At 41.2% G+C, this 23,261-nt stretch carries 16 protein-coding genes and 1 pseudogene; 9 read left to right on the forward strand and 8 right to left on the reverse strand.

The genetic code is table 11. The features are described 5' to 3' along the window. The 5 genes and pseudogenes from NML69_RS09330 to NML69_RS09350 all read right to left on the reverse strand — a co-directional run. Positions 1–143: pseudogene (locus tag NML69_RS09330) on the reverse strand (IS630 family transposase); the annotation flags it as partial. Positions 144–182: 39 nt separating this feature from the next. Next, the gene (locus NML69_RS09335) at positions 183–1,148 is read right to left on the reverse strand and encodes a siderophore ABC transporter substrate-binding protein (protein WP_254726553.1); all 966 of its coding nucleotides are present in this window, start codon (positions 1,146–1,148) and stop codon (positions 183–185) included. Between the two features lie 97 nt (positions 1,149–1,245). Then, positions 1,246–1,998, reverse strand: coding sequence for an ABC transporter ATP-binding protein (locus tag NML69_RS09340; RefSeq protein ID WP_125840927.1), 753 nt, complete (start codon positions 1,996–1,998; stop codon positions 1,246–1,248). After that, positions 1,995–2,951, reverse strand: coding sequence for an iron chelate uptake ABC transporter family permease subunit (locus NML69_RS09345; RefSeq protein ID WP_254726555.1), 957 nt, complete (start codon positions 2,949–2,951; stop codon positions 1,995–1,997). Before NML69_RS09345 ends, NML69_RS09340 begins: the two co-directional genes overlap by 4 nt. After that, positions 2,941–3,900, reverse strand: a complete 960-nt coding sequence (locus tag NML69_RS09350; protein ID WP_254726557.1) for an ABC transporter permease — start codon at positions 3,898–3,900, stop codon at positions 2,941–2,943. The genes NML69_RS09345 and NML69_RS09350 overlap by 11 nt, the downstream gene beginning before the upstream one ends. A gap of 233 nt (positions 3,901–4,133) precedes the next feature. Between NML69_RS09350 and pepA the strand changes: the two genes are divergently transcribed. Together pepA and NML69_RS09360 are read left to right on the forward strand one after the other, a co-directional pair. Further along, complete coding sequence (pepA, locus tag NML69_RS09355; RefSeq protein ID WP_125384840.1) at positions 4,134–5,198, forward strand: glutamyl aminopeptidase; 1,065 nt, start codon at positions 4,134–4,136, stop codon at positions 5,196–5,198. 18 nt (positions 5,199–5,216) lie between these two features. After that, a complete protein-coding gene (locus tag NML69_RS09360) occupies positions 5,217–5,513 on the forward strand; it encodes an enterocin immunity protein (RefSeq protein WP_033583388.1) in 297 nt (98 codons plus the stop codon). Between the two features lie 97 nt (positions 5,514–5,610). Here the strand turns inward: NML69_RS09360 and NML69_RS09365 are convergent, their stop codons facing one another. Then, the gene (locus tag NML69_RS09365) at positions 5,611–7,242 is read right to left on the reverse strand and encodes a Na/Pi cotransporter family protein (RefSeq protein ID WP_254726558.1); all 1,632 of its coding nucleotides are present in this window, start codon (positions 7,240–7,242) and stop codon (positions 5,611–5,613) included. Positions 7,243–7,575: 333 nt separating this feature from the next. On the opposite strand from NML69_RS09365, the gene NML69_RS09370 reads away from it, so the two are divergent. Beyond that, positions 7,576–12,300, forward strand: coding sequence for a bacterial Ig-like domain-containing protein (locus tag NML69_RS09370; RefSeq protein ID WP_254726560.1), 4,725 nt, complete (start codon positions 7,576–7,578; stop codon positions 12,298–12,300). A 118-nt stretch (positions 12,301–12,418) separates the two neighbouring features. On the opposite strand, the gene NML69_RS09375 is transcribed toward NML69_RS09370, so the two are convergent. After that, on the reverse strand, positions 12,419–12,787 hold the full coding sequence (locus tag NML69_RS09375; protein WP_254726562.1) for a hypothetical protein: 369 nt from the start codon (positions 12,785–12,787) through the stop codon (positions 12,419–12,421). A gap of 84 nt (positions 12,788–12,871) precedes the next feature. Then, the gene (locus tag NML69_RS09380; protein WP_254726564.1) at positions 12,872–13,798 is read right to left on the reverse strand and encodes a YafY family protein; all 927 of its coding nucleotides are present in this window, start codon (positions 13,796–13,798) and stop codon (positions 12,872–12,874) included. Positions 13,799–14,152: 354 nt separating this feature from the next. Here NML69_RS09380 and pgk point away from each other — a divergent pair, with 354 nt between their 5' ends. The 6 genes from pgk to NML69_RS09945 all read left to right on the forward strand — a co-directional run bounded on the left by pgk (position 14,153) and on the right by NML69_RS09945 (position 23,042). Continuing rightward, positions 14,153–15,352, forward strand: coding sequence for a phosphoglycerate kinase (pgk, locus tag NML69_RS09385; protein ID WP_001096770.1), 1,200 nt, complete (start codon positions 14,153–14,155; stop codon positions 15,350–15,352). A 164-nt stretch (positions 15,353–15,516) separates the two neighbouring features. Next, a complete protein-coding gene (locus tag NML69_RS09390) occupies positions 15,517–20,148 on the forward strand; it encodes an antigen I/II family LPXTG-anchored adhesin (RefSeq protein ID WP_254726566.1) in 4,632 nt (1,543 codons plus the stop codon). Positions 20,149–20,280: 132 nt separating this feature from the next. Further along, positions 20,281–20,808, forward strand: a complete 528-nt coding sequence (locus NML69_RS09395; protein WP_000119887.1) for an aromatic acid exporter family protein — start codon at positions 20,281–20,283, stop codon at positions 20,806–20,808. Positions 20,809–20,884: 76 nt separating this feature from the next. After that, entirely contained in the window at positions 20,885–21,241 is a 357-nt protein-coding gene (gene glnR / locus NML69_RS09400; protein WP_000664333.1) for a transcriptional repressor GlnR, read from the forward strand. Between the two features lie 36 nt (positions 21,242–21,277). Further along, the gene (gene glnA, locus NML69_RS09405) at positions 21,278–22,624 is read left to right on the forward strand and encodes a type I glutamate--ammonia ligase (RefSeq protein ID WP_001122885.1); all 1,347 of its coding nucleotides are present in this window, start codon (positions 21,278–21,280) and stop codon (positions 22,622–22,624) included. Between the two features lie 223 nt (positions 22,625–22,847). Then, positions 22,848–23,042 (forward strand): LPXTG cell wall anchor domain-containing protein, encoded by a 195-nt coding sequence (locus NML69_RS09945; RefSeq protein WP_254726601.1) that lies wholly within the window; start codon positions 22,848–22,850, stop codon positions 23,040–23,042. Positions 23,043–23,261 lie beyond the last annotated feature (219 nt).

The following is a 23,261-nucleotide window of genomic DNA, read 5'->3' on the forward strand; positions in this document are numbered from 1 at the left end:
CAATCTAGCAGATCCATGATTTCCTTATAACTCTTTTCTTTTGAGCGAAAATAAATAATCTGTAGACGTTTGTGATATTTGGCGTATGATGAATCTCTTAGGAGTTTTTCAATTTTTTGTGTTTCTTCATTTGTAAGTTTCATAACTACTATTATAAGATGTTTTTTGATTTTAGGATAGTATTATTTCAAAGCTTTTTGTGCGTCTTCAATCATAAGTTTAGTTGATTCAAGACCGCCACCACTTAGATACCAGAGGTCTGGTGTTAGTTGGATGATTTTACCATTTTTAGCGGCAGGAGTTTCAGCAATGAGGGCATTTTCTAGGACGCCATCGTTGCTAGAGTTATCTCCACCGATGGCAAGGGTACGGTTGATGACAAAGAGGATGTCAGGATTGATTTCTTTGACACTTTCAAAGCTGACTTCCTGGCCATGACGAGAGTCTTCAAATTGAGTATCAGTTGGTTTGAATTTCAAGGTTTGGTACAAGAAAGAGAAACGAGATTGGGCACCAAAGGCAGCCATTTTTCCTTCATTTAGGAGGATTGCAAGGGCTTTTTTGTCAGAACTTTCATTTTTAGAAGCGACTTCTTGGATGCTCTTATCTAGGTTAGCTAATTCTTCTTTAGCTTTCTGTGTACCAGTTTCGCCAAAGGCGCTTGCTAGAGATTCGATGTTAGCCTTGGTTGAAGTCCAGTAGTCGTCCTTGCTTGCTTGGAAGAGGACTGTTGGAGCGATTTCTTTGAACTTGTCTACGAATTTTTGGGTACGTGGAGAAGCGATAATCAAATCCGGTTCAAGAGCAGCAATGGCTTCTAGGTCTGGCTCAACCATGGAACCCACATTGTTGACATTTCCTGCAAGATCTTTTAGGTAGGTCGGAACAGTTTTTGTAGGCATTCCGACGATATTCTTTTCAAATCCTAAAGCGCGAATAGTATCCGCAGCACCGAGATCAAAGGTCACAATCTTTTCAGGAACCTTTGAAAGTTTGACCTCATCTAGTGAACTTTTAATGGTTACTTCTGTTTGAGCAGAACTACTTGTCTCTGCTTGCTTCGTAGTTTTAGTTGTACTACATGCACCAAGTAAGAGCAAGAAGCTAGCCGCTAGGGCAGTGAGATAAAGTTTAAGGGATGTTTTCATAATTTCTCCTTTTTAAAATGTGATAACGATGTAGGGGTCTCTTAGATAGACTTGTTAGCTAAGAGACAGAGGGTTCTCTAACATGAGTTCAGAATAGCTAGCTATAGATACAGATCTTTTTGCCATTGATATCAGCCAGCGTGATGGGAATCTCATAGAGTTGACTGAGCAGGTCAGCCTGCATGATTTGAGCAGTCGTTCCCTTGCAAAAGACTTGACCGTCCTTGAAGGCAACAATTTCATCCGCATACTGGCTGGCCATGTTGATATCGTGGAGGACGATGATAATGGTCTTCCCTAGTTCCTCCACCAGTCGCCGAAGAATCTGCATCATGCTGACGCTTTGCTTGATATCGAGATTGTTAAGCGGTTCGTCTAGCAAGATAAAGTCAGTATCCTGGGCCAGTACCATGGCGATAAAAACACGTTGGAGCTGTCCACCAGACAGACTATCGATATAGCGGTCTTTTAAGTTGGTCAGTTCCAGATAGTCCAGAGTTTCTCGGATTTTTTCCCAGTCTTCCGCCCTCAGTCGACCACGGCTGTAGGGAAAACGTCCAAAGCTGACCAGCTCTTCAACGGTCAATTTGGCTTGGTAATTGATCTTCTGCTTTAGGATAGTCAGCTCTTTGGCTAGTTCTTGCGAATTCCAACTCTCAATTTCACGCCCTTTGATACTGAGGATTCCCTGATCTTTCTTGGTCAGTCTGCTCATGATGGAGAGGAGAGTTGATTTTCCAGCACCATTTGGACCAATGAAGGCTGTCAGTTTATGAGGACTGACTTCAAGGGAAATGTCTTGCAAAATATCCTGTTTTTGAATGGATTTGTCAATGTTTTCCAGTTTCACTGACGGGCCCTCCTGTAAAGTAAGATAAAGAATAAGAAACCACCCACGCTCTCGATGATCATACTGATGCGAATTTCCAACGCAAAGACTCGTTCAATGAGGGCTTGCCCCAAGGTCAAACTGATAAATCCAATCAGAATGGCCACGATAAAGAGCAACTTGTGCCGATAATCTTTGACAATCAGGTAGGTGAGATTGGCCAACATAAAGCCAAAGAAGGCCATAGGCCCTACCAAGGCAGTGGCCGTTGAGGTCAAAAGCACGATGCCCCAGAGGAGTTCTCTCTGTTCTTTTTCAACATTGAGCCCCAGTATCTGAGCCGTTTCTCTTTGTAAGTGCAAGACATCCAGAACGACTGCTTTTCGAAAGAAAAAGATTGTCAAGGCAAGGATGATCAGAGAACCGATGGCTAGGATGGAAGTGTTGAGATGCTGAAAGGAGGCAAAGAGACTGTTCTGCAGTTTATCGTATTCATTTGGATCCATCAGAACTTGGAGGAAGGTACTGATATTTCGAAAGAGACTTCCCAGGGCTAGGCAGATTAGCAGAATGAAAACCAAATTTTGCTTCATCAGCGTCTTCAAGTAACCTTGTAAGGCGAGAAAAAAGAGGGATTGAAGCAGAAGCAAGATTAGAAATTCTAAGACAGGAGACTTTCCAAGCTGTAGAAATTTGCTTTCAAATATCAGTAGCAGGGTTTGTAGCAAGACATAGAAGGATTCGATTCCCAAAATACTTGGCGTCAGAAAGCGATTTTCCGTCAGGGTTTGAAAACTAATGGTCGAAATCCCTGTCGCGATGGCTACCAAGAGATAAACGATGATTTTTTGGGAACGCAGCTTCCAGGCAAAGGCAGACAGGTTAGTGATGGGCCAAAAGTAGAGGAGACAAGCTCCGATGGCCAGAATAATGAGAAGGCAGAAGAGTTTGGTATGTTTGCTTTTAAACTGCATCTTTTTGTCCCCCTCTCCAGAGAAGTAGGATAAAGACGAGGCTACCGATGATTCCTAGTAGGAGACTGACAGACAGCTCATAGGGCCGAATCAAGACTCGAGAGAGGATATCGCAGGCCAGAACCAGATTGGCTCCGACCAGAGCGACCATGAGTTTGGTTTGGCTCAGATTATCTCCATAGCGCTTGCGGACAAGATTGGGAACGATGACTCCGAGAAAAGGCAAGGCACCTACAGTAATCATGGTGACACTTGTCGTTAGTGCCACTAGAAAGAGGGCCAGCTTTTCAAGTAGGGAGTAAGAAATCCCCAAACTCTCACTGGTTTCCTTGCCCAGATTCATGATGGTGAAGGTTTGGGATAATTTCCAAACGGCTATCAGGATGATGAGGCCTAAGAAGAGCCACTCATACTGATGGGTCTGAATCATGGAGAAGGAGCCCTGGGTCCAGGCCGTCATACTCTGAACCAGATTGAAACGATAGGCGATAACTTCTGTGACAGAACCGATAATCCCACTATAGATGATCCCGATCAAGGGCAACATCCACCTTTCCTTTACAGAAAAAATAGTCATAAAGGCCAGGAAGAAGAGGGTAAATAAGATGGATGAGCCAAAAGCAAAGAGCATCTTTTGGGTCAGACTTGCAGACGGAAAGACAAAGAGGCTTAACACCATTCCCAGTTTGGCGGCTTCAGTCGTTCCGACTGTACTCGGAGCAGCAAACTGATTTTGGGTAATGGTCTGCATGAGGAGTCCTGCCATGCACATACTAGAGGCTGCAAGGAGAATACTGATGGTTCTTGGAAGACGCGATTCCTGAAAGAGAAGCCAAGTCTGCTGGTCAAAAGCAAAGAATTTTTCCCAAGAAAAATCACTGGTTCCAATGGTAATGGAGAGAAAGACTAGGAGTAGAAGTAAGCCCGTTAAAATATGAGAGAGTTTCATGCTCCGTCCTTTCATGTAGATTTGGTATAAAAATACCCTTGGAGATAATGTAACACGATTTTTTTAATCTTTCAATAAATTTTCTGACAATTTAATGTAAAAAGAAAGAAAAATTTCTGAAATTACATCTGCCCCTCTCTTTTATTGGAAAACTGAGTAAAAACCAATCTACCTTCCCACTATCCTTCTCCTATAAAAAGTGGTAAAATGGAGGACAGAAAGAAGGAACTGATATGACAACATTATTTTCAAAAATCAAAGAAGTAACAGAGCTTGCTGCGATCTCAGGTCATGAAGCGCCTGTACGGACTTATCTTCGTGAAAAGTTGACACCGCATGTGGATGAAGTAGTGACAGATGGCTTGGGTGGTATTTTCGGTATCAAGCATTCAGAAGCTACTGATGCACCACGCGTCTTGGTCGCTTCTCACATGGACGAAGTTGGTTTTATGGTCAGCGAGATTAAGCCAGATGGTACCTTCCGTGTCGTTGAAATCGGTGGCTGGAACCCTATGGTGGTCAGCAGCCAACGCTTTAAACTCTTTACGCGTGATGGTCGTGAAATTCCTGTGATCTCAGGTTCTGTTCCTCCACATTTGACTCGTGGAACAGGTGGACCAACCATGCCAGCTATTTCAGATATCATTTTTGATGGTGGGTTTGCAGACAAGGCTGAGGCAGAAAGTTTTGGCATTCGTCCTGGTGATACCATTGTCCCTGATAGTTCCGCTATCTTGACAGCCAATGAAAAAAATATCATCTCAAAAGCTTGGGACAACCGCTACGGTGTTCTCATGGTAAGCGAGCTAGCTGAAGCTTTATCAGGTCAAAAACTCGGAAATGAACTCTACCTTGGCTCGAACGTCCAAGAAGAAGTTGGTCTTCGTGGCGCTCATACTTCTACAACTAAGTTTGATCCAGAAGTTTTCCTAGCTGTTGACTGTTCACCTGCTGGTGATGTTTATGGTGGCCAAGGTAAGATTGGGGATGGAACCTTGATTCGCTTCTACGATCCAGGTCACTTGCTTCTCCCAGGTATGAAGGATTTCCTTTTGACAACGGCTGAAGAAGCGGGTATCAAGTACCAATACTACTGTGGAAAAGGTGGAACGGACGCTGGAGCAGCTCACCTGAAAAATGGTGGTGTCCCATCTACAACTATCGGTGTCTGCGCTCGTTATATCCACTCTCACCAAACTCTCTACGCGATGGATGACTTCCTAGAAGCCCAAGCTTTCTTGCAAGCCTTGGTGAAAAAATTGGACCGCTCAACGGTTGATTTGATTAAAAATTATTAAACATGAGGGAGGTGCCGGATGGCAGAACCAAACCTAGAAAGCCTTATAAAAGATCTCTATAACCATGCTCGTCAGGGTTTGAGTGAAGATTTAGTTGCTGCTCTCCTAGAGACTGCTAAAAAACTACCTACTACAAATGAGCAATTACTAGCAGTCCGTCTCTCAGGACTGGTCACCCGTGAATTGCTCATCAATCCCAAACACCCAGCACCTGAGTTGATCAACTTGGCGCGCTTTATCAAAAGAGAAGAAGCCAAGTATAGAGGCACTGCAGTTTCTGCTATCATGTTTGGAGAACTCTTTAAAATGCTTTGATTCCATTGTTAATCAAAGCATTTTTTTATATGTCAGAAAAGAAATTCTTGATGAGGAGACGAAAAAAGCCATCCCATTCAGGATAGCTTTTTGTTTATTAGATTTGTTCAGCGATGACCTTTTCAGCTAGGTTCATAGCATGGTCAGATACACGAGTGTAGTGGGAAATGATGTCGATAAAGTTGACTCCAGCTTGTGTAGAACACTCACCTTTGTTAAGGCGTTTGATGTGAGTCTTTCTGAGAACGCGTTCCATATTGTTGATTTCTTTATGGCGTTCAATCAGACTTTGAGCTTTTTCAATATCATTGTTTTCCACACTATCAAGGGCATCCTTGATAAATGCAGTTGTTGCTTGATAAATCTCAGCTAATTCCTCTAAAGCAGCTTCAGAGAACTGAACATTCTTACGTTGGAGGTAGTCTGTTAGGTTGAGCAAGCCTTCTGCGTGGTCCCCAATCCGTTCCAAATCACGAGATGAATCCAGGATGTTGGTCAAGACTTCGCTTTCCTTTTGACTCAAGGATTCGCTTGAGAGTCTGATGAGGTAACGAGTGAGTTTTTCATCGATGGTGTTGATGGCTTCCTCTGTCTTGTGCCCTTTTTCAGCTATCTTCTCATCCAAACCGATGATATAGCTATAAGAAAGGTCAAAAGCTTTGGCTGCATAGTTCCCCAAGTGCAAGAGTTCTTTTTTGGCATTTCCTAGAGCAATAGAAGGAGATTGCTGGATAAGTTGCTCATCAAGATAAAGAGGCTCGTACTTGACAACCTCGTCTTCGCCAGGGATAATCTTGGTTACAAAGTAGGCCAAGGCTCCGATGAATGGAAATTGTACAATGGTATTGCTTACGTTGAAGGCACCGTGAGAGAAGGCGATGGTCATCTCAGGTGAGAGGTGAAGGATTGCCTGGAAGTACTCGATCATAGCAGTAAAGGGGCCTAATAAGATTAAGCAAAGAATAGTCCCTAAAACGTTAAAGGTAACGTGGGTTGCTGCAACGCGTTTCGCAGAGACATTGGCTCCAGCTGCTGCGATGATAACGGTTAGGGTTGTCCCGATATTATCTCCGAAAAGAACTGGTAGTGAACCTTTAAGGTCAAGGAACCCACCTGCATAGAGGCCTTGCAAAATCCCGATTGTAGCCGAAGAGGCCTGAATGAGGACGGTAATCACTGCACCAGCTACTACTCCTAAAATAGGATTTTGTCCCAAGGTGACCATATATTCCTTGAATTGTGGTAAATCTTTAAGTGGGCTCATACCGGCACTGATGAGGTTAAGGGCGTAGAAGATTCCCCCGACACCAAACAGGATGCGTCCGATATTGTTTGCTGTTCTGTTTTTTGTAAAGAAGAGGAACATGGTTCCAAGGAAAATCAAGGGTAAAGCATACTCGCCTAGTTTGAAACCGATGATAAAGGAAGTAACGGTGGTTCCGATATTGGCTCCCATGATAATTCCGATAGCCTGTCTAAGAGTGAGAAGACTAGCGCTGACCAGTCCGACCGTGATAACTGTAACCCCTGTACTTGACTGAATGAGGGCAGTCACGACAATCCCGACTAGAACACCTAAAAAGGGATTGCTAGTGTACTTGTCAATGTAAAAACGAAGGCGATCTCCAGCAGCTTGTTGCAAACCGTCTCCCATGGTCTTAATACTGTATAAAAACAGTCCTAGACCTCCTAAAAAGTGAAATAAAATTTCCTGCCAATTAATGGACATTTCTTTTTCCTCCGGAAAATAATAACGGAATTTCTCCTATTCTATTTTAAAGGATAAAAGTAAATCTCACAAGTGTTTAGCTGAAATTTTCATAAGAAACAAGAACTTTCTTTTAAAATGAGAGATAGTTTCCCTTTAAGATAGATGATTTATAGGATTGTGTCCAAATTTTACTGATTATTATCCTAGTTATAGTTTTTATGTTAAATAGATTGACATCGCTTTCATATAGGATAAAATGAAGATGATCTTGTTCTGGTGGTTTGCACTGAGAACAGTTACTTTTTATCAAAAAATAAAGCGCTTACTTTATGTTTTAATTAGGAGGATAAGATGAAAAATCTATTTTTTGAAAAACGTTGCCGTTACAGTATTCGTAAGCTGTCAATCGGGGCTTGTTCCTTGATGATTGGTTCAGCTCTATTTGCGAGCCCAGCTCTTGCGGAACAGGTCGCTGTCCCTGAAACAGCCGCAAACACGAGCGCTCAAGCTACAAGTACTAGTGAAACAACTAATCCAGATACTGCAGCTATCGAAAAACAATTATCGGAAACAGAGAACAAAGTAGCTGAGCAACCAATTTCAGAAAACACTCCAGCAATAGCTGATTTGCTTAATGAAAAAGAAGAGGCAAAGCCAGCTCCGACAGAAAAAGTTGAGAATCCAGCTCCAGCAACTGACAAAGAAGGAGTCAAGTCAGAGGAAGCTCCTCAGGTGGTTGACAATAAAGCTGACAAACCAAGTCTAACAGACGTTCCTAAAAATGAAGAGAAGAGTCTCCGACCAAAAGAAATCAAATTTGATACTTGGGAAGATTTGTTAAAATGGGAACCGGGTGCGCGCGAGGATGATCCCATCAATCGTTCCTCAGTTGAACTCGCCAAGCGCCATAGAGGTCAGTTGGTTAATGAAAAAGCAAGCAGAAGAGCCAAGGTTCAAGCTCTAGCAAACACCAACTCGAAAGCTAAAGACCACGCTTCTGTTGGTGGAGAAGAATTCAAGGCCTATGCTTTTGACTACTGGCAATACTTGGATTCAATGGTCTTCTGGGAAGGTCTAGTTCCAACTCCAGATGTCATTGATGCAGGCCACCGCAACGGAGTTCCCGTTTATGGAACCCTCTTTTTCAACTGGTCAAACAGCATTGCCGACCAAGAGAAATTTGCCGCTGCCTTGAAACAAGATGCAGATGGTACCTTCCCTATCGCAAGAAAACTTGTTGATCTCGCTAAATACTATGGCTTTGATGGCTATTTCATCAATCAGGAAACAACGGGAGAATTGGTAGCACCTCTTGGTGAAAAAATGCGCCAATTCATGCTCTATACAAAAGAATACGCGGCTAAGGTCAACCACCCAATCAAGTGTGCTTGGTACGATGCCATGACCTACAAATATGGCCGTTACCACGAAGATGGTCTTGGTGATTACAACTACCAGTTCATGCAAAAAGAAGGAGACAAGGTCCCTGCAGATCAATTCTTTGCCAATTTCAACTGGAACAAGGAAAAGAATGACCACTCTGTAGAGATGGCAAAATGGCTAGAACGTAGCCAGTATGATGTCTTTGCAGGCTTGGAATTGCAGCAAGGTGGTTCATATAAGACCAAGGTCAAATGGGATGCCCTCTTAGATGAAAATGGCAAGTTGCGTTTGTCACTTGGACTTTTTGCACCAGATACCATTACCAGTCTAGGAAAAACAGGTGAAGACTACCACAAGAACGAAGACATCTTCTTTACAGGTTACCAAGGGGATCCGACAGCTCAAAAACCAGGTGATAAAGAGTGGTATGGAATTGCCAATTTAGTTGCGGACCGCACACCAGCAGTAGGTCGAACCTTCACGACCTCCTTTAATACAGGTCATGGTAGAAAATGGTTTGTGGACGGCAAAGTTTCTAAGGATTCTGAGTGGAACTACCGTTCTGTTTCTGGTGTCTTGCCAACATGGCGCTGGTGGCAGACTTCAACGGGGGAAAAACTTCGTGCAGAATATGACTTTACAGATGCCTATAATGGAGGTAACTCCCTTAAATTCTCAGGTGATGTAGCTGGTAAGACGGACCAGGATGTGAATTTGTATTCTACCAAACTAGAAGTAACTGAGAAAACCAAACTTCGTGTTGCCCACAAGGGGGGAAAAGGCTCGAAAGTTTATATGGCCTTCTCTACAACACCAGACTACAAATTTGAGGATGCAGACGCATGGAAAGAACTAACTCTCTCTGATGACTGGAAGAATGAAGAATTTGACCTTAGCTCACTAGCAGGTAAAACCATCTATGCAGTCAAACTCTTCTTCGAACATGAAGGTGCTGTAAAAGATTATCAGTTCAACTTAGGTCAATTAACAATTTCAGATAACCACCAAGCACCACAAGCGCCGACGGGACTTTCTGTTGTGAAACAATCTCTCAAGAATGCCCAAGAAGCTGAAGCAGTGGTCCAGTTTGCGGGTAACCAAGATGCAGATTTCTATGAAGTCTACGAAAAAGATGGAGATAACTGGCGTTTGTTAACAGGATCATCTGCTTCCACTATCTACTTGCCAAAAGTTAGCCGTTCTGCTAATGCGACTGGTAGGACTCAAGAATTGAAAGTTGTTGCAGTAGGTAAAAATGGACTTCGTTCTGATGCGGCGACGGCGGCATTCGACTGGGGTATGACTGTTCAGGATACAACTCTCCCAAGACCTTTGGCTGAAAATATTGTTCCAGGGGCAACGGTTATCGGCAGCACCTTCCCGAATACCGAAGGCGGTGAAGGCATCGAAGGCATGTTGAACGGTACGATTACAAGTTTGTCAGATAAGTGGTCTTCAGGACAATTGAGCGGTAGTGTCGATATTCGTTTGACCCAACCACGTCGTGTTGTCAGATGGGTCATGGATCATGCGGGAGCTGGTGGTGAGTCTGTTAACGATGGTCTGATGAATACCAAGGACTTTGATCTTTATTACAAGGATACAGATGGCGAGTGGAAACTAGCTAAGGAAGTCCGTGGCAATAAAGCGCACGTTACAGATATCCCTCTTGACAAACCAATCACCGCCCAAGACTGGCGCCTAAAAGTTATCACTTCAGATAATGGGACACCTTGGAAAGCCATTCGTATCTACAACTGGAAGATGTACGAAACCCTGGACACAGAAAGTCAAAATATTCCAATGGCTAAGGTAGCTGCCCGTTCACTTGGAAACCATCAAGTTCAACTAGGCTTCTCTGATGTTCCAGCGGGTGCAACTATCACCGTTTACGACAAGGCAGATTCACAAACACCGATTGCAACTTTGAAGTCTGAAACTGGAGGCGACTTGGCAACAGCACCATTGGGATTTGACAAGCAACCAACTCTCCTCTACTATCGTACCCAACTACCTGGCAAAGAAATCAGTAACACCTTGGCAGTAGCGATTCCGCAGGATGAGAGAAAAATTGCTGCAGTTAGCCTTGAAAAAGGACCTAAGAAGATAGTTTACAAAGAGGGAGAAAATCTCGACCTCAGAGGCGGAACCCTCCGTGTTCAGTACGAAGGGGGACAAGCTGATGAGCTGATTAACCTTACTCACTCAGGTGTGACAGTATCTGGCTACGACGCTCATCAAAAAGGGGAACAAAAGCTCACAGTTAGCTATCTTGGACTTCCAGTTACTGGTGACTTAAAGGTACAAGTGACAGGACAAGATGAAGTAAAACCAAAAGAAGTAGCGGGCTTGTATATTACTAAGAAACCAAAAACGGACTATCTAGTAGGTGAGCAACTGGATCTTGCAGAAGGTCGCTTCGGTGTTCTTTATGATGATGAGACAGAAGAAAATCATGCCTTCACAGATCAAGGTGTTGAAATTACGGGCTACGATGCTCAAAAGACTGGACGACAAACCTTGACCTTGCATTACAAGGGGCACACCGCTGAGTTTGATGTCTTGGTTTCTCCAAAAGCAGCTGTCAACGATGAGTACCTCAAACAAGAAATCACTGCTGCCCAAGGTCGTCAGTCAACCCTTGCCTACACCTTCTCAAGTGAGGACAAACAAGTAACACTAGTAGAGAAGCTCAATGCAGCGAAAGCTGTAGCAGAAAACCACAATGCTAGCCAAGAAGAAGTCAACCGGGCTTTGAATGAGTTGAAACAAGCAGGGACAGACTTGGATGGAAATCAACGTTACCAAACTGCTAGAGAAGAATTGGAAGGCTTGCTTGAATCCCTTCGTGAAAAAGATCCTAAAGCTGACTTGATTGAACAAGCAGAAACTTTGTTGGATTCAGAGATGCCAACTCCACAAGCTTTTGCGGAAATGAAAGAAAAGTTGAATAAGAAACTAGCTCCTGCAGAAGAAAGTCACCACGTTGGCAGTATGGATCCAAATGAAGTAGCTCCAACGGTTGAAGCCCTCCCTGAACTAGTTATTGAAACTGAAACAACAGCCTTTGAACGTCAGGAGCGACCAAACGCCGAGCTTCTCAAAGGACAACGCCAGCTAGTTCAAGCAGGTGTGGAAGGCCAAGTTCGTCATTTAGTAGAAGTAGATGCCCAAGGCAAACGCACTCTTCGTTCGACTGAGGTAGTCAAGGAAGCAATCCCAGAAATCACTGAAGTTGGTACAAAAGTTCTATCGAGCAACCAACCAGCTGAAGGTGTGAAAGATTTAGTTCTAGAAACTCCGAAACTGGAAGTTGAAGAGGGAACAGTTTCCTTCGAACGTCAAGAACGACCAAATGCAGCCCTTCTCAAAGGACAACGTCAGCTAGTTCAAGCAGGAGTTGAAGGCCAAGTTCGTCGCTTTGTAGAAGTTGATGCTCAGGGCAAACGCACCCTTCATTCTACTGAGGTTCTCAAGGAAGCTCTTCCAGAAATTGTTGAAGTAGGAACGAAAGAAGAGCAAGTCTCACAAACAAGGGATCGGGCACTTTTAGCTACACCAGCAAAAGTTGAAGAAGTAAGTAAAGAGCTTCCAAATACGGGAGCGACAAGAGATGCTAGTCTAGTAGCGCTAGGACTTTTCGGAGTAATGAGTGGCTACGGCTTGCTTGCTAGAAAGAGGAGAGAAGACTAATCGGATTTACGAATCTTGGATTTTCTCATAAAAATTAAAAAACAGGGCTTGACTGTAGATTAGTCAGGCCTTGTTTTTAGTTTTGAAATTGAAGAGTAAATTTGAAGCTAGATTTTTGTTATTCAATTCCTTGGATAAATTTTTGGAAACGATAAGTGTCGAAATAGATATTGGATGCAACTAATTTATCAAATTCATCGAATTTCAGAAATTCTGCGACATCCAGTTCAAGTTCTTTTCCTTGAGGAGAATGTAGACGGTAGCGATTTAAAGCTGAGACTGCTCGACCATCAACAAGTAATTGCTTCACTTCAAGATGCTGGCTCAAAGCATAGAATTGGCCTGCGCCTTGCAAATAAACATCACGTCCTTGTCGAATTTCTATACTATCGCACATGCCATAATCAAAGTTTTCAGCTACGAAATCTTCCCAGCCTCCCTCATTTACTGCCGTAAAATAGCTTTCTGCAAGTATTTTTGTATCCATTTGGAACCTCCTGTAAAATAATTGGACTATGATGAATATCATGAAATATTTTGCCCACTTAAGAGTATACAAAAGGAAATATGACTACAGGTTGTCATATTGCTGAAGATTTTTTTTGAGAGTACTGACCAGTAGATTTTGTAAGTGACTTGGAGATACGACCTTTACTTGATAACCAAAGCTTAAGAGTAAATCAAAAAATGCAGGAGTTAAAGCTCTGAATGCCTGAACTTTTATTATTTCGTCCTCGACTCTGATTTCTTCTTCTGTAAAGTAATCGTAGATTTTTGGAAGTGCAAATCTTGTAAAAACTAGTTCGATTTCTTCTCTTTGCCCCTCCACTTTATGTTTTGGGGGATTTAAAAAAAGGTCTAACTTTTCTTGAGATAAACGTGGATAATCGAATGGTTTATCTTTTATCTCGACTAGTTCTAGTTCACGAATTCGAGTTAATTTAAAAATACGAAAATCTAATTTTTCTAAGCAGTAACCGATAACATACCAAGCATTCAGTTTATAGATCAATCTGTATGGGATAACTGTTCGCTGACTTTTCTCTTGTTTTTTCGAATAGTAAGAAAAAGAAATCATCTGTTCAGTTTGTATCGCTTCCTCAATGTCTAGTAAATAATTTGTATTAAGAGTCCAGGAACTGAGATCAAAGTAAAAAGGACTGTTTACTTTTGTAATTTCTTGAGAAGAAAGCTTGTGCTCGATACTGTCAAGACTTGAATGATCAACGATTTTACTAACATTTTGGCTCATATTAATAATAAACTGTCTCTCTTCCTCAGTGAAAAAGTTTCTGTCTATCTTATAGTCGCTTGGTATATAGAAACCTCCCTTATCTCCACGTTCTGAATAGATTGGAATCCCCGCTAAACTGAGCGTATCCATGTCTCTATATACTGTTCGAGTAGATATTTCAAACCTATCTGCAATCTCTTTAGCTGTTATTCTCTTCTTATTTAAAAGAGAAAGTAAAATATAGATTAGTCTTTCTAATTTCATGGTAGCAATTCCCCTTCTTTTAATCTCAAATAGTACAAACTGAAGAAACTATTTTAGTTATATTGTATAATAAGAAACCTAGCAATTCAAAAAGAAGGACTGTATAGTTTAGAATATTAAGGATTAAAATGTTGGAAAAAGAATGGTATAGAAGTAATTAGGCAGATCAATCAAGAAATTTGCCTAAATTATTCCAACCGAATTGTGTGAAAATTGCTATTTCCCGTACTGCAATCCTAGGTTTTTAGGTTAATAGATAAAAGAATGAACTAGAAAAGTTTAGGGTTTTTCTATCTCTTTTACTGATTTTGTGATATAATTAACACGTATAAAAAAAAGAAGGAGTCATATCTAATGGCAAAATTGACTGTTAAAGACGTTGACTTGAAAGGGAAAAAAGTTCTCGTTCGTGTTGACTTCAACGTACCTGTTAAAGATGGCGTGATTACCAATGACAACCGTATCACTGCAGCTCTTCCAACTATCAAGTACATCCTCGAACAAGGTGGACGTGCAATCCTCTTCTCTCACCTTGGACGTGTAAAAGAAGAAGCAGATAAAGAAGGTAAATCACTTGCTCCTGTAGCTGCTGACTTGGCTGCTAAATTGGGACAAGAAGTTAAATTTATCCCAGGTGTTACACGTGGTGCTGAATTGGAAGCCGCTGTTAACGCTCTTGAAGATGGACAAGTTCTCTTGGTTGAAAACACTCGTTTCGAAGATGTTGACGGTAAGAAAGAATCTAAAAATGATCCTGAACTTGGTAAATACTGGGCATCTCTTGGAGATGGTATCTTCGTAAACGATGCATTCGGTACAGCTCACCGTGCACACGCATCTAACGTTGGTATCTCAGCAAACGTTGAAAAAGCAGTTGCTGGATTCCTACTTGAAAACGAGATTGCCTACATCCAAGAAGCAGTTGAAGCTCCAGAACGTCCATTTGTGGCTATCCTTGGTGGTTCAAAAGTTTCAGACAAGATCGGTGTTATCGAAAACTTGCTTGAAAAAGCTGATAAAGTTCTTATCGGTGGTGGGATGACTTACACATTCTACAAAGCACAAGGTATCGAAATTGGTAACTCACTTGTAGAAGAAGACAAATTGGATGTTGCGAAAGCTCTTCTTGAAAAAGCAAACGGCAAATTGATCTTGCCAGTTGACTCAAAAGAAGCAAACGCATTTGCTGACTATACTGAAGTGAAAGACACTGAAGGTGAAGCAGTTGATCCAGGCTTCCTTGGTTTGGATATCGGTCCAAAATCAATTGCTAAGTTTGATGAAGCTTTGACTGGTGCCAAAACAGTTGTATGGAACGGACCTATGGGTGTCTTTGAAAACCCTGACTTCCAAGCTGGTACAATCGGTGTCATGGATGCTATCGTGAAACAACCAGGCGTGAAATCAATCATCGGTGGTGGTGATTCAGCTGCTGCAGCCATCAACCTTGGACGTGCAGATAAGTTCTCATGGATTTCTACTGGTGGTGGAGCTTCAATGGAACTCCTTGAAGGTAAAGTATTGCCAGGTTTGGCAGCTTTGACTGAAAAATAAATAGTTTAACTAAAAGAAGATGGTGTGACCATCTTCTTTTTAATTTATAAATATGTAGAATTTCTCTATAAATAAAAATAAAAAAGAGTAAATATTTGCATCCTGCCTTGTAAAGTGATAGTATAAGAATTAACGACTAAATTTAGATAATGAAAGGGATTATAATGAAAAATAAAAAAGAAGTCTATGGATTTCGTAAAAGCAAAGTTGCGAAAACTTTGTGTGGTGCTGTTTTAGGAACTGCTTTGATTGCTTTTGCAGACAAAGCAGTATTTGCTGATGAAGTTACAGAGACAACTAGTACAAGTACAGTTGAGGTAGCTACTACAGGAAACCCAGCTACAAATCTACCTGAAGCTCAGGGTGAAATGAGCCAAGTTGCAAAAGAAAGCCAAGCCAAGGCTGGTTCTAAAGACTCAGCTTTGCCAGTAGAAGTATCATCAGCTGATTTGGATAAAGCAGTTGCCGATGCAAAATCTGCAGGAGTTAAGGTAGTTCAAGATGAAACAAAAGACAAAGGAACCGCCACAACTGCTACAGAGAATGCTCAAAAACAAGATGAGATTAAAAGTGACTATGCTAAACAGGCTGAAGAAGTAAAGACAACGACTGAAGCATATAAAAAAGAAGTTGCAGCTCATCAAGCTGAAACAGATAAAATCAATGCTGAAAACAAAGCAGCGGATGACAAGTATCAAAAAGATCTAAAAAGTCATCAAGAAGAAGTTGAAAAAATCAACACTGCCAATGCAACAGCTAAAGCAGAATATGAGGCTAAGCTAGCACAATATCAAAAAGATTTAGCAACTGTCAAAAAAGCAAACGAAGATAGTCAACAGGATTATCAAAATAAACTTTCAGCTTACCAGACAGAATTAGCTCGAGTACAAAAAGCAAATGCTGAAGCTAAAGAGGCTTATGATAAAGCAGTAAAAGAAAACACTGCAAAGAATGCAGCGCTTCAAGCTGAAAATGAAGCGATTAAACAACGTAATGCCACTGCAAAAGCAACTTATGAAGCGGCGATGAAGCAGTATGAAGCAGACCTTGCAGCTATTAAGAAAGCTAAAGAGGATAATGATGCTGATTATCAAGCTAAATTAGCAACTTATCAAACAGAGTTAGCTCGAGTACAAAGGGCTAATGCTGAAGCTAAAGAAGCTTATGATAAAGCAGTGAAAGAAAATACAGCTAAAAACACAGCAATTCAAGCTGAAAATGAAGCGATTAAGCAACGTAACGTCACTGCAAAATCGACTTATGACGCAGCGGTGAAGAAATACGAAGCAGATTTGGCGGCAGTTAAGCAAGCAAATGCTACCAATGAAGCAGACTACCAAGCTAAGCTAGCGGCTTATCAGACAGAATTAGCTCGCGTTCAAAAAGCAAATGCCGATGCAAAAGCAACTTACGAGAAGGCAGTTGAAGACAACAAGGCAAAAAATGCAGCGCTCCAAGCTGAAAATGAAGAAATCAAGCAACGCAATGCTACGGCTAAGACTGATTATGAAGCTAAAGTTGCGAAATATGAAGCAGATCTTGCCAAATATAAAAAAGAGTTGGCTGAGTATCCGGCTAAGTTGCAGGCTTATAAAGATGAGCAGGCCAAAATTAAGGCTGCATTGGTTGAACTTGAAAAAAACAAGGACCAAGACGGTTACTTGTCTAAGCCATCTGCTCAGAGCTTGGTTTACGATTTAGAACCGAATGCTCAACTTGATCTTAAAACGGAAGGAAAACTTCTCACAGCAGCAGCAGTTGATGAAGCTTTTAAGAAAGACACAGTCCAATATGGCAAGAAAAATCTTCAGTTAGACAATCTAAATGTCAAGAACTTGGAAAACGGTGCTACCGCTTCTTCGGTGGAATTGTATGGTAATATTGGAGACAAATCTGACTGGACCACCAATGTAGGGAATAAAACAGAAGTTAAATGGGGCTCTGTTCTTCTAGAACGTGGGCAAAGCGTAACTGCAACTTATACCAACCTTCAAAATTCATACTACAATGGTAAAAAGATTTCCAAGATTGTTTACAAATATACTGTAGATCCTTCTTCTCAATTTAAAAATCCTAGTGGAAAAGTTTGGTTGGGAATCTTTAGTGACCCAACTTTGGGTGTCTTTGCTTCTGCTTACACTGGTGATGTTGAAAAAGGGACTTCAATTTTCATTAAAAATGAATTTACCTTCTATGATGAAAATGACCAACCAATTAATTTTGACAATGCCCTTCTTTCAGTAGCATCTCTAAATAGAGAAAATAATTCTATTGAGATGGCCAAGGATTACACTGGTAACTTTATTAAAATTTCCGGTTCATCTGTTGGAGAAAAAGACGGAAAGATTTATGCCACAGAAACCTTGAACTTTAAAAAAGACCAAGGTGGATCTCGTTGGACTATGTATCCAAATGGTCAACCTGGTTCAGGTTGGGATTCATCAGATGCACCAAACTCTTGGTATGGTGCAGGAGCAATCAGCATGTCTGGTTCAACTAACCGTGTTACTGTTGGTGCCATTTCTGCGACCCTAGTAGTTCCTTCTGATCCAGTTATGGCGGTTGATACAGGTAAAAGACCAAACATCTGGTACTCACTCAATGGTAAGATTCGTGCCGTTAACGTTCCGAAAATTACAAAAGAAAAACCAACTCCACCGGTAGCACCAACTGAACCACAAGCTCCTACCTATGAAGTGGAGAAACCACTGGAACCAGCTCCAGTAGCACCAAGCTACGAAAATGAGCCAACTCCACCAGTAAAAACTCCAGATCAACCGGAGCCATCAAAACCAGAAGAGCCAACATATGAGACAGAGAAACCATTGGAACCAGCTCCAGTAGCACCAAACTACGAAAATGAGCCAACTCCACCAGTAAAAACTCCAGATCAACCAGACCCATCAAAACCGGAAGAGCCAAACTATGAGACAGAGAAACCATTGGAACCAGCTCCAGTAGCACCAAGCTATGAAAATGAGCCAACTCCACCGGTAAAAACTCCAGATCAACCAGAGCCATCAAAACCAGAAGAGCCAAATTATGATCCATTGCCAACTCCGCCGCTAGCACCAACTCCTAAGCAGTTGCCAACACCACCAGCGGTGCCAACAGTTCACTTCCATTACAATCGTCTATTTGCACAACCTCAGATTAATAAAGAAATTAAAAACGAGGATGGAGTAGATATTGATCGTACTCTAGTTGCTAAGCAGTCTGTAGTGAAGTTTGAGCTGAAAACAGAAGCTTTAACTGCTGGTCGTCCAAAAACAACTTCGTTTGTATTGGTAGATCCACTTCCAACTGGCTATCAGTTTGATTTGGAAGCAACCAAGGCTGCAAGCAAAGGTTTTGAAACAAGCTATGACAAAGCTAGTCACACTGTAACCTTTAAGGCTACTGAGGAGACCTTAGCTGCTTTCAATGCAGATTTGACAAAATCCTTTGAGACTCTATATCCAACTGTTGTTGGTCGTGTCTTGAATGATGGGGCGACTTATACGAATAACTTTACATTGACAGTCAACGATGCCTACGGTGTCAAGTCAAACATTGTTCGTGTAACGACTCCAGGTAAACCAAATGATCCTGACAATCCAAATAACAACTACATCAAGCCTTTGAAAGTTAACAAGAACAAGCAAGGTGTGAATATTGATGGCAAAGAAGTTCTAGCTGGTTCAACGAACTACTATGAACTCACATGGGATTTGGATCAATACAAGGGAGATAAATCTTCTAAAGAAGCGATTCAAAATGGTTTCTACTATGTGGATGATTATCCAGAAGAAGCCTTAACCCTTCAACCAGAATTGGTTAAGATTCGTGATCTAGAAGGCAACCTTGTATCAGGTATCAGTGTTCAACAATTTGATAGTTTAGAAGCTGCGCCTAAGAAGGTTCAAGAGCTGTTGAAGAAAGCCAACATCACTGTTAAAGGTGCTTTCCAACTCTTCTCAGCTGATAATCCAGCTGAATTCTACAAGAACTATGTAGCAGCAGGAAAATCATTACTCATCACAGATCCGATGACAGTTAAACCTGAATTTGGTCAAACGGGTGGTAAGTATGAAAACAAAGCCTACCAAATTGATTTTGGAAATGGCTATGCTACAGAAGTAGTTGTTAACAATGTACCGAAAATCACACCTAAAAAAGATGTGACAATCAGTATGGATCCAAGCAGTGACAATATTGATGGTCAAACAATTCCGTTGAACCAGTACTTCAATTATCGTTTAATTGGTGGTTTGATTCCACAAAATCATTCTGAGGACTTGAATGACTATAGTTTTGTAGATGATTATGACCAAAAAGGTGATCAATACACTGGAAATTATAAAGTTCTTGCCAAGGTTGATATCCGATTGAAAGACGGTCGTGTTATTAAGGCAGGAACAGACTTAACAGCTGAAACACAGGTTGAACATGATCAAGATAAGGGAATGATTACAATTCGCTTCAAGGAAGAATTCCTTCAAGAGATTCAGTTGGATTCTCCATTCCAGGCTGAGACTTATATTCAAATGAAACGAATTGCTGTTGGAACCTTTGAAAATACCTATGTGAATACTGTGAACAAAGTTGCTTACGCTTCAAATACAGTTCGCACGACAACGCCAGAACCTAAGAAACCAGAGGAGCCAACAACTCCTACTCCAAAACCAAAAGGTAACCCTACTCTACCTCAAACAGGTACAAATGATTCAAGCTACATGCCATATCTTGGTCTAGCAGCTTTAGTAGGAGTTTTAGGACTTGGTCAGTTGAAACGTAAAGAAGACGAAAGCAACTAAGCTCTGAATTTAAATAGAAAAGAGGAACTCTGTTTCCTCTTTTTTATAGTTAAAAATTAAAAACGCTTCCTATTGATTTTGACTCATAAAATCAACTAATTTATGTTAAAATGGTAGTAGAAAGTTGAGATTATGAGTTATTTTAAAAAATATAAATTTGATAAGTCACAGTTCAAGCTTGGTATGCGAACCTTCAAAACAGGGATTGCTGTATTTATAGTTCTCTTGATTTTTGGTTTTTTTGGCTGGAAGGGGCTTCAAATCGGAGCATTAACAGCGGTCTTCAGTCTACGAGAAAGCTTTGATAAGAGTGTCCATTTTGGAACTTCGCGTATCTTAGGAAATAGCATTGGCGGTTTTTACGCCCTTGTCTTTTTCCTCTTAAACACTTTATTTCATGGAGCCTTTTGGGTAACCTTACTAGTTGTTCCGATTTGTACCATGTTAACCATTATGACAAATGTTGCTATGAACAACAAGGCAGGAGTTATCGGTGGTGTAGCGGCTATGTTAATCATTACCCTATCAATACCAAGCGGAGAAACATTTTTGTACGTTTTTGCGCGCGTATTTGAAACATTTATGGGAGTTTTTGTCGCAATCCTTGTTAATTATGATATTGAGCAACTGAAACTCTTTTGGGAGAAAAAAAGAAAATAATGTTACATTTTATGACATTATTCGTTGACGTATGTCTTTTTTTAGACTATAATAGACAGGAAGAAGGAAATTGTAAATGAAGGAAAGAGAATTTCGCCGAAATATGGCTGTTTTTCCTATCGGCAGTGTTATGAAATTGACCGATCTCTCGGCGCGTCAGATTCGTTATTATGAAGATCAAGAGTTGATCAAACCTGATCGAAACGAAGGGAACCGTCGCATGTATTCGTTGAATGACATGGATCGTCTACTTGAAATCAAAGATTATATCTCTGAAGGTCATAATATTGCTGCGATTAAGAAAAAATATGCTGAACGCGAGGCGAAGTCCAAGAAAGCCGTGAGTCAGACGGAAGTGCGTCGTGCACTTCACAATGAACTCCTCCAGCAGGGGCGCTTTGCTTCAGTACGGTCACCCTTTGGTCGCGGTTAGGCAATCGCAAGTAGTCATATATTAAGGAGAAAACCCATGCCAATCACAGCTGCAGATATTCGTCGTGAAGTCAAGGAAAAAAATGTTACCTTTATCCGTCTCATGTTTTCAGATATTCTGGGAACTATGAAAAACGTCGAAATTCCTGCTACAGATGAACAGTTAGACAAGGTCTTGTCAAACAAAGCCATGTTTGATGGATCTTCTATTGAAGGTTTTGTACGTATCAATGAGTCAGATATGTACTTGTACCCAGACTTGGATACATGGACAGTCTTCCCATGGGGAGATGAAAATGGAAGTGTTGCAGGTTTGATCTGTGATGTCTATACAACAGAAGGCGAACCATTTGCAGGTGACCCACGTGGCAATCTGAAGCGTGCACTTCGTCATATGGAAGAAGTAGGATTCAAATCCTTCAACCTTGGTCCAGAGCCAGAATTCTTCCTATTCAAGCTCGATGAAAATGGCGATCCAACTCTTGAGGTAAATGACAAGGGTGGCTACTTCGACTTGGCGCCTACTGACCTTGCTGACAATACGCGTCGTGAGATTGTGAATGTCTTGACCAAAATGGGATTTGAAGTTGAAGCGAGTCACCACGAGGTTGCGGTTGGGCAACACGAGATTGACTTCAAGTATGATGAAGTCCTCCGTGCCTGTGATAAAATTCAAATCTTTAAACTCGTTGTTAAAACCATTGCTCGTAAACACGGTCTTTATGCAACCTTTATGGCAAAACCAAAATTTGGTATCGCTGGATCAGGTATGCACTGTAATATGTCTTTGTTTGATGCAGAAGGAAACAATGCCTTCTTTGATCCAAATGATCCAAAAGGAATGCAGTTGTCAGAAACGGCCTACCATTTCCTTGGTGGCTTGATTAAGCATGCTTACAACTATACTGCTATCATGAACCCAACAGTTAACTCATACAAACGTTTGGTTCCAGGTTATGAAGCGCCTGTTTACATTGCTTGGGCTGGTCGTAACCGTTCGCCACTTGTGCGCGTGCCGGCTTCACGTGGTATGGGAACTCGTCTTGAGTTGCGTTCAGTGGACCCAATGGCAAACCCATACATCGCTATGGCAGTTCTATTGGAAGTTGGTTTGCATGGTATTGAAAACAAAATCGAAGCACCAGCTCCTATCGAAGAAAATATCTATATCATGACAGCGGAAGAGCGTAAGGAAGCTGGAATTACTGACCTTCCATCAACGCTTCACAACGCCTTGAAAGCCTTGACTGAGGATGAAGTGGTCAAGGCAGCCCTAGGTGAACACATCTACACGAGCTTCCTTGAAGCTAAACGTATCGAGTGGGCTAGCTATGCAACCTTTGTGTCACAATGGGAAGTTGATAATTATCTTGATCTTTACTAATACTAATATAGAAGAAAGATTGCCCGGTGGGCAATCTTTTTTGTTTTTGTGTTGTTATAAATGTATTTTGATACAGGTTTTAGTATAGGGGATATAGGTAATTTAAATTTTTTAGCTTACTTACAATTATGCATAGTAAATGGGAATATTCTGATACACAGACGGAGTTGAGACAGGTCGTGTTGAGAAATTCAACATAATCACTACTCCAGCAGTAGATGAGATTGTTGAAGTAGGAACTAAGAAAGTAGCATCTACAACAACAGGAAATCAAGCTGAAAACAACAAGAAAGAAGAAACTGCAAGTCAAGATAAGAAAGCTCTACCAAACACAGGTTCAGCAGTATCTAGCCTTCTTTCAATCATCGGTCTTGCCTTTGCAAGCCTAGCAGCTTTTGTCCTTCGTAAGAAAGACTAAGTCATCTTAATGTTCAAAAGTTTTTTGTGAGACATATATCAAAAAGAACTCGAGATTGATTCTCGGGTTCTTTTTATAAAATATAAAATAAACTGAGACCTTTTAAATCAAAAGAGAGAAACTCTTATTCTATTTTCGAAACTATAAATAAAAATTAATTTATTTGTATGGTTTATAGAGGTCTTTCTAGTATAAATACTACATAATGAAGATAGATTC

This window comes from Streptococcus sp. CF8-6, from assembly GCF_024295845.1.
Classification (GTDB): domain Bacteria; phylum Bacillota; class Bacilli; order Lactobacillales; family Streptococcaceae; genus Streptococcus; species Streptococcus oralis_BO.